The organism is Ruegeria sp. CDSC021, assembly GCF_059610845.1.
The window spans coordinates 812,007-829,230 of the sequence record NZ_JBXWOK010000001.1; the positions used below are offsets into that span (position 1 = coordinate 812,007).

The window sequence follows — 17,224 nt, forward strand, 5'->3', positions numbered from 1 at the left end:
ACTTTGTTTGAAAAATTGTGTTTAAGTTCCGGTAGAAAGGATTTCAGATCATGAGCCGACGCCTGTTGATCGTTGAAGATGATGAAGACACCCGGGAATTCATAGCAAAAGGGTTCAGCGAGGAAGGATATGTCGTCGAACAGGCCGCGGATGGGCGCGAAGGGCTGTATCACGCCACAGATGGTGGCTTTGACGCCATCGTTCTGGATCGAATGCTGCCCGGTCTAGACGGCCTGTCACTGATCAAATCCATGCGCGCCGCGGGTCTGAAAACTCCGGTTCTGATGTTAACCGCAATGAGCGCGGTCGATGAGAGAGTCAAAGGCCTGAGGGCCGGTGCAGATGATTATCTGGTCAAACCGTTCTCTTTTCAGGAACTGCATGCGCGGATCGAAGCTCTGTTAAGACGCCCGCAGGAATCTGAGGAAAACCCAACCCTGACCTGCCGCGATCTGGATATGGATTTGCTGACCCGCAAAGTCACTCGCAACGGGCGAGAGATTACCCTGACACCGCGTGAATTTCAGATTTTGGAATTCTTCCTGAGACGCAAGAACCGCGTAGTGTCACGCACCATGTTGCTGGAAGGTGTCTGGGATTATCATTTCGACCCGAACACCAATGTGGTTGACGTCCATATCTCGAAACTGCGCCGCCAATTGGATGAAGGCGGAGAGATCCCGTTGATTGAAACAGTCCGGGGCGCAGGTTACATGATATCTGATGGATAACCTACGGCTTTCGTTCAATAATTCCAGAACGCGTTTGGTTCTGGCCAGCATGGTTCTGAGCACATTGCTGACAGCCACCGTGCTGGCCCTTGTCTATGTCACCGCAAATCGCAGTATCGAAAGCGAAACCCGCTCGGTGGTTTCCGCGGAATTGACCGGTCTGGCCGATGAATACGAAAGGCGCGGGCTCATCGGTTTGCTGACAGCCATCGAACGCCGTATTCCCACCGCCTCTGAACGGGATGCCCTCTACTTGTTGACCGACCGCAACGGGACGAAATTGGCTGGCAACCTGAGACAATGGCCCGATGACATCACTGCCGGAAGTGGTTGGGTCCAACTAGAACTGCGACGCTCGGACAGCGAACAGCTGGTGCCAATCTCGGCTGCATCCATTCGTCTGCCGGGCGGAGAACGCCTGCTTGTCGGGCGGGATGCGCTGGCACGACAGCAGTTTGACCGTGTTCTTTTACGCTCGGTCGGCTTCGCGCTGGCAATCGCGCTGGCGCTGAGCGTCCTGACAGGCTGGCTGTTTACCAGGCTCGTCTTTTCGCGCCTGTCTGACATCGCCTCGACCGCAGAAAATATCGTTTCAGGCGACCTGTCGCGCAGGATGCCCTTGCGCGGGACCGGTGATGAATTCGATCAGGTTTCAGGTACGCTCAATACGATGCTGGACCGGATCGAGGAGTTGGTCAGCAATCTAAGGACAACCTCGAATTCGATCGCGCATGATCTACGCTCTCCTTTGTCGCGGTTGAAACAGCGGGTCGAATCCCTGTCAGATAGCCGCAAATCCGAACAGGATCGCGAAATCGACATCGCGCGCGCGACGACCGAGGTTGATCATGTCCTGCGGGTTCTGGGCCAACTGACTGAGATTTCGCGTGCCGAAGCAGGTGTCGGGCGAGAGCAGTTCGAAGATGTCGACCTTAATCAACTCGTGGCGGACGTGGTCGAGCTCTATGATCCGGTTGCCACGGATCAGGGCGTAACACTTGAAGTTACAGGGTCAACTGCCCCCCTTCCCGGCCACCGCCCCCTTTTGTCTCAGGCACTGTCCAACCTGTTGGAAAATGCTCTGCGATACGCGCCTGATGGTTCGACCATCACGATCAATATTGCGGATGACGGCCGGTACGCTAACCTCAGCGTGCGGGATCGCGGCCCGGGGGTTCCTCAGGACGATCTGGCCCGCCTGCAGATGCCCTTTGTGACGCTTGACCCCGCAAGAACCGAGCGCAATGCAGGTCTTGGGCTGGCTTTGGTTGCCGCGATTTCACATATGCACAAAGGCATGTTCGACGCCCGCAACTGTGACCCGGGGCTTGAGGCCACAATCCGTCTGTCACGCAAACCCTGACCCCCAAGGCAAAAGGATCGGGTGACAGTAATTCTGACACCGGTTAAAACGTCGATTATGTCTGACCCGATCTCAACTATCCGTAATCTCGGCCCGGCCTATGAACAGGCTTGCGCGCGTGCCGGTATCCACTCGGCCCAGCAACTGCGCGAGATAGGCCCCGACGCGGCCTATGCAAAACTCTTGCAGGCAGGATCGCGCCCTCATTTCATCGGCTATTATGTTTTGGTGATGGGGCTGCAAGGCCGCCCCTGGAACGATTGCCAAGGCGAAGAGAAAAAAGCCCTGCGGCAAAGGTTCGACGCAATCAAAGCCAGCAACAGCACTGCGCCGCAAACGAAGATGATTGCCGACTTGGATGCGATCGGCGTCCGGATATCTTCGGACGACTTGAAACCCGCATAGAAAAAGCCGCCCCCGACCCCGGGAGCGGCTTTATAGGCTTGATCTTAAAACAGATTAGCCGACCAGTTCGATGCCCGAGAAGAAATAGGCGATCTCAACCGCTGCGGTTTCCGGTGCGTCTGAACCGTGGACCGAGTTCTCGCCAACCGATTCAGCGAACTCGGCGCGGATGGTGCCGGGGGCCGCATCTGCGGGGTTGGTAGCGCCCATGACTTCGCGGTTCTTGGCAATGGCGCCTTCGCCTTCCAGAACCTGTACAATAACCGGCTCGGACGACATGAATTCGCACAGTTCGTCATAGAACGGGCGCTCGGCGTGGACGTCATAGAACTTGCCAGCTTGTGCTTTGGTCATGTGAATGCGCTTTTGCGCTACGATGCGCAGACCGGCCTCTTCAAACTTGGCGTTGATCTTGCCAGTCAGGTTGCGGCGGGTTGCATCGGGTTTGATGATCGAGAATGTGCGTTCCAGTGCCATGTCGGCCTCTCCTTAAAATAGGGCGCGGGGCCCGCGCCGAAATCCATCGCGGGCCGCGTATCATGGTCTGTGGCTTATGAAAAGTGTTATGATGCCCTGCTCCGGCGCTTTGCCGGTCACAATGTGCTGGGCAACGGGTCCAGACTGTCGATCCGACGAACATAGAGCACGGCCAGAAGGCCGATAAAGCTGCACCCGCACATCATGCCAAGCACAAGAAAAGGTCCGTTTTCAGGGCTGACAAAGGCGCCGGTGATCGTCGTCAGAACCGCTCCCAGCGCAACGATCATTGCACCTGACAGGCCCGCCGCGCTGCCTGCCAGTTTGGGACGAACCGACATCACGCCCGACGATGCATTGGCGTTGGTCAGTCCATTGCCGAAACCGACACAGATGGCCGAGCCGAAAAAGACCCAAACCGTACCAAGCCCGACCCAAAACAGAAGCAGCCCGCAAAGCGGCCCTGCCGTGGCTACATTCCGCCCTATCAGGATCATCGTTGTTAACTGCGTCCGCGCCGCCAATCGGCCAGTGACAAAATTCCCGACCATGAACCCGCCGGTGATAATGCCGATCCCAAGACCCAGCATCGCGGGGCTCAGATCAAACCAAGCAGCTGCAACCAACGGTGCACCGGTGATAAAACTGAAAAAACCGCCGATCGAAAATGCCGCGCATAGGGCATAACCCCAAAACCTGCGGGCGCGGAACAGATGCGGATATTCCTTCAGCTGCGCCGCGAATGTTGGGGCGCGGTTTATATTGGTCTCTCCCATATCAAACCACAGCAAAGCCAGCAGACCGGTGCCAAGTAAGGAATACAGAACAAACCCCGAGCGCCAGCCAAACAGCATGTCCAACGCGCCGCCCAACATCGGTCCCAGCATTGGCGCCAACGCCATAGCCATTGCGACATAGCCCAGCTTGCTGGCCGCCTCGTTGGGGGGATAGCGGTCGCGGATTGAGGCGCTGGACAGCACAGACCCGGCGACGACCACAGCCTGAATGAGGCGAAAACCCAGAAACACCCAGATTGACCCAGCCAGCACGCAGCCGATGGATGCGACCACAAAGATCGACATGCAGATCAACAGGACCGGCCTGCGCCCATATCGATCCGACAGAGGACCCATGATCAGTTGCAGCACAGCAGAAACCGCCAGATATCCCGCAACCGCCAGATTCATAAGGCCGTAATCCACCTGAAAGTCCACGCTCATATGCGCCAGCGATGGCAGGAACATATTCAGCGTCAGTACCGACAACGCCGTGGCAAAGACCAGCGTGACCAACGACGGAGGTGTTCGGGCTGTATGCATGATGGAACCGTGTGAAAACTTCAGGCAAATCAGCGCTAACACATTGAATGCCGGTTGAACATGCAAGCTGCTGGCGGCGGCATAACGGCTCTGCTAAGAGCAGCATATGTTACGGATTCAAGACATCACCTATGCCGTTGAAGGCCGCCCTTTGTTCGAGGGCGCAAGCGCAACCATCCCCGATGGCCACAAGGTTGGACTAGTGGGGCGCAATGGCACCGGCAAGACCACCCTGTTTCGCTTGATCCGGGGGGAACTGGCGCTGGAATCGGGCAGTATCGCTGTCCCGAAACGGGCGCGTATTGGTGGCGTGGCGCAAGAGGTGCCCTCGTCCGATGTCTCGCTGATCAATACCGTTCTGGCCGCCGATACCGAGCGCAGCGCGTTGATGACTGAAGCCGATAGTGCCACGGACCCCGGACGCATCGCCGATATTCAGACCCGGCTGGCCGATATAGACGCCTGGTCGGCCGAAGCGCGCGCAGCCTCGATCCTCAAGGGGTTGGGGTTCGATGACGAGGATCAACTGAAACCCTGTTCGGACTTTTCCGGCGGCTGGCGCATGCGCGTCGCGCTAGCAGCGGTGCTGTTCTCGCAGCCTGATCTGTTGCTGCTGGACGAACCGACCAACTATCTGGATCTGGAAGGCGCGCTGTGGCTGGAAAGCTATCTGGCGAAATACCCGCACACGGTGATCATCATCAGCCATGACCGCGGCTTGCTGAACCGCGCTGTGGGGTCGATCCTGCATCTGGAAGACCGCAAGCTGACCTATTACGCGGTGCCTTACGATAAATTCGCGGAACGCCGCGCCGAACGTCTGGCACAGGCGGAATCGGAAAACACCAAGGCCAGGGCGCGCATCGCGCATCTGCAAAGCTTCGTGGATCGCTTTCGCTATAAGGCGTCCAAAGCAGTTCAGGCTCAGTCGCGCCTGAAGATGATCGAACGCATTCAGTTGGTCTCGACCCCGCAAGAGGCTGCTCTGCGCGCTTTTTCCTTCCCAGAACCCGAAGAACTGTCGCCCCCGATCATTCAGATCGAAGGCGGTGTGACGGGATACGGCGAGACCGAGGTGCTGCGCAAACTGAACCTGCGCATTGATCAGGATGACCGTATCGCGCTGCTGGGCAAGAACGGTCAGGGCAAATCGACCCTGTCCAAGCTGCTGTCTGATCGTCTGCCGTTGATGGCTGGCAAGATGAGCCGCAGCACCAAGCTGCGCATCGGCTATTTTGCACAGCATCAGGTGGATGAGCTGCATGTGGACGAGACGCCCTTGGATCATCTGCGCCGATTGCGCCCGAATGAAGCTCCGGGCAAGTGGCGCTCGCGTTTGGCCGGGTTCGGATTGAATGCCGATCAGGCAGAAACCAAGGTCGGGCGGCTGTCCGGCGGACAAAAGGCGCGCCTGTCGCTGCTGCTGGCCACCATCGACGCCCCACATATGCTGATTCTGGACGAACCGACCAACCATCTGGACATCGAAAGCCGCGAGGCGCTGGTTGAGGCATTGACCGCCTATTCCGGAGCCGTAGTGCTGGTCAGTCATGACATGCACCTGCTTTCGCTGGTGGCGGACCACCTTTGGCTGGTCTCGGACGGATCCGTCAAACAGTTTGACGGGGATCTGGAATCCTATCGGTCCCTACTGCTGGGCCGCGACAAACCTGTTAAGGAAAAGCCGCTGACGGCCAAGCCCAAACGCCCATCGCGCGAGGCGGTTCTGAACCTGCGCGCCGATCTGCGCAAATGCGAGGAACGGATCGAGAAGTTGACGGATATGCACGAAAAACTCTCGGCCAAACTGGCTGACCCCAGTTTGTATGAAGACGACAAGATCAACGACCTGGCGACCTGGAACCGGAAATTTGCCGAGGTGGTCGAGGCCATGCAAAAAGCCGAGGCGCTTTGGGTGGTTGCAGCAGAGCGGCTGGAACAGGCAGAGACCGCAGCATGATGGATACAGCCTTTCTCATCACCTCGTTTACAACATTGCTTGTGGTCATTGATCCGCCAGCACAAACGCCGATCTTTGTGGCCCTGACACAAGGCATGGATCGGCATGCGCGTTATACAATAGCGGTGCGCGCCTGTCTGACGGCGGCTGGGATTCTGGCCATGTTCGCCGCATTCGGCGAGGCGGTTCTGGGCTTTATTGGCATCTCGATGGAGGCGTTCCGCGTTGCGGGCGGCGTTCTGTTGTTCCTCACAGCGCTGGACATGCTGTTCGAACGGCGCACCAAGCGGCGCGAAAACAGCGCCGAAGAAGAAGAGCATCCTGATCCTTCGGTATTTCCGTTGGGTATTCCCCTGATTGCAGGACCCGGCGCGATTGCCACAATGATCCTGCTGGCCGGGCAGCATCCGGGCATAGAGGGTCTGGCCGTGGTGATCGGCATGATGCTGATCGTAGTGGCGATGGTGTTCGTCACCTACCTGTCTTCAGGCGCGGTGGCACGAATTCTGGGCAAGACCGGGCTGAATGTGCTGACCCGCCTGCTGGGCATGCTGCTGGCGGCCTTGTCAGTTCAGTTTATCTTGGATGGGCTAAAAGCCTTTGGATTTGCGTCATAAATCCCCATATTGGATTCGAGTGACTCAGTAAGGTAGCGGTATGGACGGCGACAGCATTGCAAATCTGGCCTATCTTGGATTGCTGGGCGCAGCGGTCGTGGCCTGGTTTATCTCTCAGAACCGGCAAAGCCTGAACAAAACGTTGCAACAGGCTCTGGCCTGGGTGTTTATTTTTATCGGCATCATTGCCGCCTATGGACTATGGGGCGATATCCGCAGCACTGTGGGCCCTGCCCCGCAGATGACCGTGACCGGCGAAAGCATCGAAGTGCCGCGCGCTTATGACGGGCATTACTATCTACCGGTTCTGGTCAACGGAGAACCCATCACCTTTTTGGTCGATACCGGCGCCAGCCAGATTGTGTTGAACGAGGCGGATGCCAGACGCATCGGTGTTGACCCCGATCTGCTGAACTATTTCGGGCGGGCCCTAACGGCCAATGGCGAGGTGCGCACCGCCCCGATACGGCTGGACAGCCTTGAACTGGGGCCGATCACGGATCGCAATGTCTCGGCCTGGGTGAATGAAGGTGCGCTGGATCAGTCCTTGCTGGGCATGGATTACCTGCACCGGTTCTCGAATATTCAATTCGCGGATGGGCGTCTGATCCTGTCGCGCTGATGCCCTCTCGATATTGAGAACATAATAAGAACATGCTAGAGTAATAGCATGTCCACACATCTTCTTGGCCGCAAACCCGCACGACAAATGGCAGGGCTGAATCTCCATCCGCAGATCACCCTGCAACTGGCCCGCGTGCACGAGGCCTGCGGCCCCGCCCGGCGCAGCTTTGCCATGTGGCTGGCCGGTCAGGCACAGGGGCCGGTGTTGTGGATTTCCCCCGCGTGGGAGGCCAGCCAGTTGCACCCAGGCGGGATGATGGCCTTTGCCGATCCTGCTCGGTTCCTGTTTGCCCGCCCCAACCATGCCGAGGATCTGCTGTGGTGCATGGAAGAAGCGTTGCGCAGCGGGGCAACCCCACTGGTGATCTGCGATCTGCCCGAGGCGCCCGGCCTGACGTCGGTCCGACGGATGCATCTGGCCGCGGAACAAGGCGGCACGATGGGGCCAGCCCCGCTGGGCCTGCTACTGACCCCTGGCGATGGCGGCGCACAGGGGGTTGAAACCCGCTGGCACATGGCTGCGGATCATCACGCCGGGGTTCCCTGCTGGACCCTGACCCGCCGTCGCGCCCGCGCCCTGCCCCCGGTCAGCTGGCAGGCCACCCAGACCAAGCCTCATGCCGGGCTGAACCTGACGCGGATCAAAGCCCAAGATGTGTATTGGGGGGAATAAGTTACGCGGCTCACGGCACTTGTGACTAGCCAAGTGCCACATCCAACCCTAGCGTTCCGGTATGAGCCATCCAATCCATGACAGCCGCTATTCTTGGCTTCGCCTTCTGATCACCCTCGCAATCGCTACGGTGGCGAATGTGGGCATGTGGGCGGTAATCGTCGTGATGCCCGCGATCGAGGCGCAATTCAGCGCCGGTCGGGCCGAAGCCTCATTTCCCTATGTCTTGTCGATGATCGGGTTTGCACTGGGGAACATGTGGCTGGGACAACTGGTTGATCGGTTAGGCGTGACCAAGGCACTGATCGGTGCCGCCCTTCTGAGCGCGGTCAGCTATCTGTTGGCAACATGGGCGCCGAATATGCTGCTCTTGTCACTGGCCCATCTGCTGTTGGGGTTGGGCACGGCTGTTGGTTTTGGCCCTCTGATCGCGGATATCTCACACTGGTTCATGAAACGCCGCGGGATTGCGGTGGCGTTGGTTGCCAGCGGAAACTACCTGTCCGGGGCGATCTGGCCAACGCTTCTGTCAGGCATCCTTGCACGTGAGGGATGGCAGCAGGTCTATCTGACGCTGGCGGTCATAACGCTGCTCGTTGTCATCCCCCTGTCTCTGCTGTTGCGCCGGCAAGTCCCGATCGAGGCCCATCAAACCGCCGCCGCCAATGCGCAGATCAACGCGCGCAGCGTGGGAATATCGCCGCGCAGCTTGCAATACGTTCTTGGTCTGGCCGGAATCGGCTGTTGCGTGGCCATGTCGATGCCGCAGGTCCATATCGTGTCCTACTGCGTCGGGCTCGGATATGGCCCGGCGGTCGGGGCCGAGATGCTCTCGCTGATGTTGCTGGGCGGCGTGGTCAGCCGAGTGATCTCGGGGTTGGTCGCCGACAAGCTAGGCGGGTTGATGACATTGCTGGTCGGCTCTTTCCTGCAATGTATCGCCCTATTTCTGTTCCTGCCCTATGACGGGATGGCCTCACTTTACATTATCAGCCTCATGTTCGGTCTGGCGCAGGGCGGCATTGTCCCCAGCTATGCGCTGGTCGTACGTGAATATATGCCCCCGCAAGAGGCCGGAGCACGCGTTGGCTTTGTCATGATGATGACCATCATGGGCATGGCACTGGGCGGATGGATGTCCGGGTGGATTTACGACTTAACCGGAAATTATCAACTGGCCTTTATTAATGGCATCCTCTGGAACGGGCTGAACATCGTTATCCTGCTGATGTTGCTAAGGCGATCGCGGCCCCGCAGGCAGGAGGTGATGATATGACCCAACTGACAAGGCGCGCTGTACTGTCCGGGTTGACCGCCCTGCCATTTGCGCACCCGGCTCTGGCCGGGTTGCGTCCCTATGAACTGGTCCGCAATGGCACTTCCGTAGATTTTACGTTCGAGCTGTCCGGAATCACACAGTCCGGAACCATGCCGATACGATCTGCAGATATCCGAATTGACATGACCGACCTGGCCAACAGCCGGGTGGATGTTTCGCTGAACGTTGCCAAGGCGCGAACCAACCTGCCCTTTGCCCGCAAACCCATGCTCAGCGCTGGGGTTCTGGACGCCACAGGATTTCCCACAATTCATTTCACCTCGACCGATATTCAGCTTGGCAACGGTGGACGTATCTCGAACGGGGCCGAGATCACAGGAGATCTGACCTTGCGTGGTGTAACGCGACCAATCACATTGCGCGCCAATATTTTTCGCCCGCCCGGCAGCGCCCGAGACAACTTGAATAACCTCTCCATCCAACTCAGCGGTTCACTGAACCGTCACGAATTTGGCGCCTCGGGTTATTCCGACCTCGTAAAGGAAACTGTTGGCCTTGATATCCGGGCCAAGATCAAAAAGACTGGATAGATCAAAAACGACGCCACAAAGTCGATAAGCCGCGCGCACCGCGCTGGAAATATCGCAATCTGAGCCCATCATGCGCACGATCATTTCCTTTGCCGCCCTATTTCTTTCCGTCATTCTGCTTCAACTGTCCACCGGTGGCGTTGGCCCGCTGGATGCGATTTCCGGCCTGACCCTGAATTTCACCACTGGGCAGATTGGTCTGTTGGGCTCGGCTCATTTCGTTGGCTTCTTTGTGGGATGCTGGTGGGCCCCGCGCCTGATGGGAAGCGTCGGCCATTCGCGGGCATTTGCCGTTTGCACAGCTTTGGGCGCAATGGGGTTGCTGGGGCACACCCTGACGGACAACGCTTATATCTGGGCGGCCCTTCGGATCGCGTCAGGCGCCTGTGTCGCCGGGTGCTACACAGTGATCGAGGCCTGGCTGAACGCAAAGGTCACGAATGAGACGCGCGGGCGCGCCATGGGCACCTATCGCATCGTCGATATGGGCGCGTCCCTCTGCGCCCAGCTGATCATCGCAGTTCTGCCGCCAGCATCATATGTCTCGTATAACTTGCTGGCGATCCTGTGCTGCGCTGCCCTGTTGCCGCTAACACTGACGCGCGCCAGCCAGCCCGAAACGCCCGACGCCCCGCGGCTGCGCCCGAAACTGGCCTGGAACAGCTCTCCTCTGGCGGTGGCCGGGGTGGTGGTTGCCGCTTTAAGCTCGGCGTCCTTTCGGATGGTCGGCCCTGTTTACGGGCAAGAGGTCGGGCTTGGCGTCGATCAGATCGCGTTTTTCCTGGCGTCTTTCGTGCTGGGCGGCGCGTTGGCGCAATATCCGATGGGATGGCTGGCCGATAAATACGACAGGCGCTGGGTACTGATCTGGCTTTCGGTAGCCGCCGTCCTAAGCTGCGGTGTGACCATGGCCGCCAGCAACACCGGGACCGTCGGCGTCATGCTGGCCGCGTGTTTGTTCGGCTTTACGACCTTCCCGATTTTCTCGGTTTCATCCGCGCACGCCAATGACTTTGCCACAACCGAACAACGGGTCGAGCTCTCTGCCGCGCTGATGTTCTGGTATGCGCTGGGTGCGATTGCCTCGCCTTATGTGTCATCCACCTTGATCCAATCCTTTGGACCCGGCGCGCTTTTTGCCTTTGTAGCGCTTGGCCACGTGTTCCTAATCATCTTTGGTCTGGCGCGGATGCGGTCTCGACCGACACCCGAGGAACGCACCAGTTATGTCTATTCACCGCGGACCTCGTTTACCATCGGACGCTTGCTGAAACGTTCGCGCGAGGGGCGATAGAAAAAGGGCCGGGAATATCCCGGCCCATTCGCTTTAGTGTTCGGTCCGTAGTTCCTTGTCGACCTCTTCCACCGGATCAACAGTCGGTTCGAGCGCGCCGTTGACGATACCGCCTACACCGTTCTCCATCGACAGGCCCAGCTCTTCGCCCAGCTTTTTCAGCGCGGGCATCTGCACGGCCATGCCCATGATCGAATCCAGCGCCTGGTTCACCACCGGCTTGTCGCCATTGGCGCCTCCGCCACCACCGGCGGCACCGATCCCGCCAACCTGATGGATCTTGATCGAGTCGATCTTTTCGGCAGGTTTGACCATTTCCGCAATGATCGTCGGCATCGCCTCAATCCGGGCCAGATCAACCTTCAGACGGATCTGATCAACGGACAGGGCATTGTCAGCCTCGACAATCGCGCGCTTACCTTCCGCTTCGGCCAGCATGTCGTTCTTCTTGGCCTCGGCGCGGATGTTCAGCGCATCCGCTTCGGCTTGCGCCTCTTCGCGGCGCGCCTCAGCACGGTCAGCGGCGGCCTCTTTCTCGGCCTGGGCGGCCAGACGGATGGCTGTGGCCTGACGTTCCGCCTCACGCGTCGCTTCGATCAGAACGATCTGCTTCTGTCGCTCGGCCTCGGCCACCTGACGGGCGGTAACCACCGCTTCGGTCGCTTTGGTCGCCTCAGCGCGGGCCAGATCGGCAGAGGCACGGGCGCGGCTTTCCTCTTCGGATTTCTGCGCGATGATGATCTGACGCTCTTGCTCGGCAACCTCCAACTCACGCTCTTTCGAGATCTCGGCCTCACGGATTTTACGCTCGCGTTCAATGTCAGCCGCTCGAATTGCTTCCTCGCGCGCAATCCGGGCACGCTCGGTTTCACGTACAGAATCCTCGGTCCGCGCGGCGATCTCGGCCTCTTGCGCCACGCGCAGGGTTTCGATCTGTTGCGTCTGTTCGATGCGCGCCTGCTCTTCGTCCTTGTCGATCAACAGCTTCTGACGCTGAGCTTCCATCGCTGCACGGCGCACTTCCACCTCGGCATCCGCATCAATCTGCGCGCGCTCTTTTTTCGAGGTCGCAATCACCTCGGCCAGCTTGCGCATACCCACGGCGTTAAAGGCGTTGTTTTCATCAAGTGCTTCGAACGGGGTCTGGTCCAGCGCGGTCAGCGAGACCGATTCCAGCGACAGGCCGTTTTTCAAAAGGTCTTCGGAGACCGCATTCTGCACCTCTTGCACAAAGTCAGCGCGGTTTTCGTGCAGACCGTCCATGGTCATCTGCGCGGCCACGGCGCGCAGACCGTCGATCAATTTGCCTTCGATCATTTCCCGCAGCTGTTCGACGTCGAATGTACGGTCGCCCAGGGTTTGGGCCGCGCGTGCGATGCCCTCTTCGGTGGCCATGACCGATACATAGAACTCGACCCCCACGTCAACACGCATCCGGTCTTTGGTGATCAAAGCGGCCTCGGCGCTGCGCTGCACCTCAAGACGCAGGGTCTTCATGTTGACGGGGCTGACCTCATGCAACAGCGGCACGACGATGACGCCACCATCCATGATGACTTTCTTACCACCAGCACCGGTTTTCACCAGGCTCACCTCGCGGGTTGCGCGGCGGTAGAGTCGGGCCAGTACAAGGCCGATGAACATAACGACCGCTAAAATGGTCACAACTGTGACGGCTAGGAATGTAAGTTCCATGCAAATTCCTCCGAGATTGGGGTTTGAAATTTAGTTAGTTTGACAAGCCGACCAGAACGAACCGGTCTTGCCGTCGGTCGCGCAGGACAAGCACTTCAGTGCCCTGTTCCAGCGTATCCTTGTCCTGCAGGGGCTCAGCGCGCAGGTAATGCGCATTGCCAAAGCGATCCATGACCCGCACTTCGGCCGGGCGGCCACGCGATGCTGTCCCTTGCGAGATGAAACCGCGACGGCGGGCCAGCATCCGTTCGGACATAGCCTCGGTCTCGGTCTTCGGCAGCAGGCGGGCAAAGACCGCGCTAAAGCCACGCGCAAACCAGATGCCTAAGGCCCCAGCCGGGATCGCAGCCATCCATGAGGGCAGATCAAAGCCCATCACATCACGCAGGCCCAGCTGCAGGCCGATGCCAGACAGGCCGAAACCAGCCAGCAGAACCACCAGCCAGATCATGAACGGCACTTTGCCAAAGCCCAGCCAGCTTGCAGGACCGTCCGAGGTCACAACCGGCGTTTCCGCCGCAACCTCGGCCAGCTCGAACTCACCCAGATCGACATCCGCATCCAGATCAAGTTCGAAATCACCGATGTCCAATTCCGGAGCGTCAACCAGATCAAGGTCAACGTCGCCCTCGCCCGCCATCAGGCTTCCACCCAGCATCAGCGCCACCAGTTCCAGCCCCAAAAGGCCAAACAACAGAGCAATCGCGATGGTAAAGGGCACAAATGCACCCTCGAGTAGAAAGCTGAACATCAGTGGGCTGACTCCGTTATTGTATACTATGGTATGCATTAAATATGGGGAGTCATGACAAAGTTTCAAGAGGTTGTGATTCTATATTTCAACCTATGGGTAATTGACACGATGCCTTTGGAGCAGTCGTGAAATCAGTTTTCAGGGGTTTTTTCCGTGCACGGGACCCGAAAGTTGCATCCGTGCAAAAGCCGGGCTTTTGCTGGGCTGTGACATAAGATAGACGGGCCTGCAGTTACATACGCGGAAACGGAACATGGCTCGGATTCTCATCACCTCGGCGATCCCCTACATCAACGGGATCAAGCACCTCGGCAATCTGATCGGCTCGCAACTGCCCGCCGACCTGTATGCGCGGTATCAGCGCGGCCGGGGGAATGAGGTCATGTTTCTCTGCGCCACCGACGAACACGGCACCCCCGCCGAGCTGGCCGCCGCCAAGGCAGGCAAGCCGGTCGCTGATTACTGTGCCGAGATGCATGGTGTGCAGGCCGATATCGCACAGCGCTTTGGCCTGAGCTTTGATCACTTTGGCCGCTCATCCAGCCCCCAGAACAAGGTGCTGACCCAGCATTTCGCAGGCAAATTGGATGACGCCGGGTTGATCCGCGAGGTGAGCGAGAAACAGGTCTATTCTCACGCCGATGGGCGCTTTCTTCCTGACCGCTATATTGAAGGCACCTGCCCCAACTGCGGGTACGACCGTGCGCGCGGTGATCAGTGCGAAAACTGTACCAAACAGCTGGACCCGACCGACCTGATCGAGCCGCGCTCGGCCATTTCCGGTTCGACCGACCTTGAGGTGCGCGAAACCAAGCACCTGTATTTGCGCCAGTCATCAATGAAGGATCAACTAAACGCCTGGATCGACTCCAAGACCGATTGGCCGATCCTGACCACCTCCATCGCCAAGAAATGGTTACATGACGGCGACGGCCTGCAAGACCGTGGCATTACCCGCGATCTGGACTGGGGCGTGCCGGTCAAGAAAGGCGATCAGGACTGGCCCGGCATGGAGGGCAAGGTCTTTTACGTCTGGTTCGACGCGCCGATCGAATACATCGCCTGCGCCAAGGAGTGGGCTGATGCGACCGGCAAGCCGGATGCCGAGTGGGAGCGCTGGTGGCGCACTGACAAAGGTGCCGATGACGTGCGCTATGTTCAATTCATGGGTAAGGACAACGTGCCTTTCCATACCCTGTCCTTCCCGGCGACCATTCTAGGTTCGGGTGAGCCGTGGAAGATGGTCGACCATCTGAAATCCTTCAACTACCTGAACTATGACGGCGGCCAGTTCTCGACCAGCCAAGGTCGCGGCGTGTTCATGGACCAGGCGCTGGACATCCTGCCTGCCGATTACTGGCGCTGGTGGCTGCTGAGCCATGCGCCCGAAAGCAGCGATAGCGAATTCACCTGGGAGAACTTCCAGCAATCGGTGAACAAGGATCTGGCCGATGTGTTGGGCAACTTCGTCAGCCGGATCACCAAGTTCTGCCGCTCAAAATTCGGCGAGGCGGTGCCCCAAGGCGGCACCTATGGCGACCGCGAGCAGGCCCTGATCGAAGAGCTGACCCGCCGCGTCCGCGCCTATGAAGGGTTCATGGAGGCAATGGAAGTTCGCAAATCCGCCCAGGAATTGCGCGCCATCTGGGTTGCCGGGAACGAGTATCTTCAATCCGCGGCACCCTGGTCGACCTTCAAGGAAGATCCCGAACAGGCCGCGGTACAGGTGCGTCTGGGTCTGAACTTGATCCGGCTCTATGCCGTGCTCAGTGCGCCGTTCATTCCCGAAACCACCGCCCGTATGCTGAGCGCGATGAACACGATGGATACCGCCTGGCCTGACGATGTTGCGGCGGCCCTGTCCGCCCTGCCCGCAGGCCACGACTTTGCCGTTCCCGATGTTCTGTTCGCCAAGATCACCGACGAACAGCGCGAAGACTGGCAGGACCGTTTTGCAGGTGTCCGCACCTAAGACACCCGACCGGGAAAAGAATACAGGGGGCTTAACGGCCCCCTTTTTTCATTTTGCGTTTGATCCAGATTGCCGGAAACGACCTTGCCAGATCAGGGAACTAGCCCTGGCCGATTTGCGTAAACCTGCCGCCCTACAGAAAAATATCCTTGGGTAAGCGATTGCCCTACGGGCTAACACGCTTGAGAAACCTAGCAAAACCAGCCATCCTCACGAAGAGTTTAGGCGACTCGGACCGCTGGCGGCGACCCGAGTTGTGTCCAGTTTTTGTTTCAATGGGGCTTCTGCCATGATCCTTGCATCAACACTTTTCAGCTTTCGACCGAATGACCCCATAGCCAAATCCGTTTGGTATGCCGCAGCTTTGGCCCTGTGTGGGTTGGTGGTGCCAGCTGCCGCGCAGGATAAAAGTGACGCCCCACCGCCCAAAGTGTCCATCGCAGCGGCCTACACGCAAGAAATCACGGACGAGGCGACTTTCATCGGTCGAGCTGAGGCGCTGAACAAGGCCGATATTGTCGCCCGGGTCAGCGGTTTTCTGGACAGTCAGAATGTTGAAGACGGCGCGATGGTGAATGAAGGCGACCTTATGTTCACGATCGAGCCGGACCTGTATCAGGCGACACTAGATGCACGGAATGCCGATCTGGACCGTGCCGAAGCAAATCTTGAGCTCGCCAAAGTTGACCTGGCCCGGAAGGAAGAACTTTACAAACGCGATGCCACTCCGGAAAGCGAACGGGATATCGCCCGTGCCAACGAACTTGTAGCCATTGCCGAAGTCAAAGCCGCGAAAGCCGCGATCCAACAGGCCGAACTTGATCTGAGCTATACGAAGGTCCACGCACCGTTCACCGGCCGTATCGGGCGGGTCGCTATCAGCGTCGGGGACGTTGTTGGCCCGAACAACCCACCATTGGTGAATATCGTCAGCGAGGCACCAGTGTATGTGAATTTCTCGTTGAACGAAAAACAGTTTACCTCGGTTCTTGAACAATATGGCGAGAATGCATCGTCGCTGGCCGAAAGCCCCAAAAGCCCGAATGTGCATGTAACGCTGCCCAATGGATCGGACTTGGGCGAAACAGGTTCGATTGTTTTCGTTGACAACCATATCGACCCGCTAACTGGAACGATTGCAATGCGGGCCGAATTCACAAATGCCGACCGGTTGATCCTCGATGGTCAGTTCCTGAGCGTTCATATCGAAGCCCTGGAGCCGACCTTGCAGGTTCTGATCCCGCAGGCGGCCTTGTCACGTGATCAGCGCGGTGATTTCGTTCTGGTCGTTAACGATAAGCAAATGGTCGAACAGCGCTATATCACCACCGGCGACAATGTCGGAACTGCTGTGATCGTTCTAGACGGCCTGCGCGAAGGGGAAAGCGTGATCGTCGAGGGCCTCCAGCGCGTGCGCCCGGGTGTGGCAGTGGATGCTGTCACCGCATCCGAGCAGCCGGGAGAGTAACAG

The 17,224-nt window shown here is 58.5% G+C and carries 16 protein-coding genes; 12 read left to right on the plus strand and 4 right to left on the minus strand.

Annotation, left to right across the window (positions count from 1 at the left end; translation table 11 throughout):
• Positions 1-50 precede the first annotated feature (50 nt).
• The 3 genes from AC2FGB_RS04070 to AC2FGB_RS04080 are packed head-to-tail and all read left to right on the plus strand — an operon-like array spanning position 51 to position 2,499.
• On the plus strand, positions 51-731 hold the full coding sequence (locus AC2FGB_RS04070) for a response regulator transcription factor (RefSeq protein WP_142634264.1): 681 nt from the start codon (positions 51-53) through the stop codon (positions 729-731).
• On the plus strand, positions 724-2,094 hold the full coding sequence (locus AC2FGB_RS04075) for a sensor histidine kinase (protein WP_282027448.1): 1,371 nt from the start codon (positions 724-726) through the stop codon (positions 2,092-2,094). Before AC2FGB_RS04070 ends, AC2FGB_RS04075 begins: the two co-directional genes overlap by 8 nt.
• A 57-nt stretch (positions 2,095-2,151) precedes the next feature.
• Complete coding sequence (locus AC2FGB_RS04080; RefSeq protein WP_496693337.1) at positions 2,152-2,499, plus strand: TfoX/Sxy family protein; 348 nt, start codon at positions 2,152-2,154, stop codon at positions 2,497-2,499.
• A gap of 54 nt (positions 2,500-2,553) precedes the next feature.
• Here AC2FGB_RS04080 and ndk read toward each other — a convergent pair whose 3' ends face one another.
• Both ndk and AC2FGB_RS04090 read right to left on the minus strand, forming a co-directional pair.
• Complete coding sequence (gene ndk / locus AC2FGB_RS04085; protein WP_142634270.1) at positions 2,554-2,976, minus strand: nucleoside-diphosphate kinase; 423 nt, start codon at positions 2,974-2,976, stop codon at positions 2,554-2,556.
• 116 nt (positions 2,977-3,092) lie between these two features.
• On the minus strand, positions 3,093-4,295 hold the full coding sequence (locus tag AC2FGB_RS04090) for a multidrug effflux MFS transporter (RefSeq protein WP_271946668.1): 1,203 nt from the start codon (positions 4,293-4,295) through the stop codon (positions 3,093-3,095).
• 106 nt (positions 4,296-4,401) lie between these two features.
• Between AC2FGB_RS04090 and AC2FGB_RS04095 the strand changes: the two genes are divergently transcribed.
• From AC2FGB_RS04095 to AC2FGB_RS04125, 7 genes are all read left to right on the plus strand, one after another.
• Complete coding sequence (locus AC2FGB_RS04095; protein ID WP_496693263.1) at positions 4,402-6,255, plus strand: ABC-F family ATP-binding cassette domain-containing protein; 1,854 nt, start codon at positions 4,402-4,404, stop codon at positions 6,253-6,255.
• Positions 6,252-6,872 carry a MarC family protein gene (locus tag AC2FGB_RS04100; RefSeq protein WP_142634274.1) on the plus strand — a complete coding sequence of 207 codons (621 nt, stop codon included), beginning with the start codon at positions 6,252-6,254 and terminating at the stop codon, positions 6,870-6,872. The genes AC2FGB_RS04095 and AC2FGB_RS04100 overlap by 4 nt, the downstream gene beginning before the upstream one ends.
• 40 nt (positions 6,873-6,912) lie before the next feature.
• Positions 6,913-7,494 (plus strand): retropepsin-like aspartic protease family protein, encoded by a 582-nt coding sequence (locus AC2FGB_RS04105; RefSeq protein WP_496693264.1) that lies wholly within the window; start codon positions 6,913-6,915, stop codon positions 7,492-7,494.
• A 48-nt stretch (positions 7,495-7,542) separates the two neighbouring features.
• A complete protein-coding gene (locus AC2FGB_RS04110) occupies positions 7,543-8,169 on the plus strand; it encodes an ImuA family protein (protein WP_496687704.1) in 627 nt (208 codons plus the stop codon).
• A 61-nt stretch (positions 8,170-8,230) separates the two neighbouring features.
• A complete protein-coding gene (locus AC2FGB_RS04115; RefSeq protein ID WP_271946656.1) occupies positions 8,231-9,445 on the plus strand; it encodes an MFS transporter in 1,215 nt (404 codons plus the stop codon).
• Positions 9,442-10,038 (plus strand): YceI family protein, encoded by a 597-nt coding sequence (locus AC2FGB_RS04120; RefSeq protein ID WP_281994730.1) that lies wholly within the window; start codon positions 9,442-9,444, stop codon positions 10,036-10,038. Before AC2FGB_RS04115 ends, AC2FGB_RS04120 begins: the two co-directional genes overlap by 4 nt.
• Positions 10,039-10,108: 70 nt before the next feature.
• Positions 10,109-11,332, plus strand: coding sequence for an MFS transporter (locus AC2FGB_RS04125; protein ID WP_496687701.1), 1,224 nt, complete (start codon positions 10,109-10,111; stop codon positions 11,330-11,332).
• 33 nt (positions 11,333-11,365) lie between these two features.
• Here the strand turns inward: AC2FGB_RS04125 and AC2FGB_RS04130 are convergent, their stop codons facing one another.
• Together AC2FGB_RS04130 and AC2FGB_RS04135 are read right to left on the minus strand one after the other, a co-directional pair.
• The gene (locus tag AC2FGB_RS04130; RefSeq protein ID WP_496693265.1) at positions 11,366-13,027 is read right to left on the minus strand and encodes a flotillin family protein; all 1,662 of its coding nucleotides are present in this window, start codon (positions 13,025-13,027) and stop codon (positions 11,366-11,368) included.
• Positions 13,028-13,061: 34 nt separating this feature from the next.
• A complete protein-coding gene (locus AC2FGB_RS04135; protein ID WP_496693266.1) occupies positions 13,062-13,817 on the minus strand; it encodes an OB-fold-containig protein in 756 nt (251 codons plus the stop codon).
• Between the two features lie 217 nt (positions 13,818-14,034).
• On the opposite strand from AC2FGB_RS04135, the gene metG reads away from it, so the two are divergent.
• Positions 14,035-15,753 carry a methionine--tRNA ligase gene (gene metG / locus AC2FGB_RS04140; RefSeq protein WP_281994733.1) on the plus strand — a complete coding sequence of 573 codons (1,719 nt, stop codon included), beginning with the start codon at positions 14,035-14,037 and terminating at the stop codon, positions 15,751-15,753.
• Positions 15,754-16,042: 289 nt separating this feature from the next.
• Entirely contained in the window at positions 16,043-17,221 is a 1,179-nt protein-coding gene (locus tag AC2FGB_RS04145) for an efflux RND transporter periplasmic adaptor subunit (protein WP_142634293.1), read from the plus strand.
• The last annotated feature ends 3 nt before the right edge of the window (positions 17,222-17,224 follow it).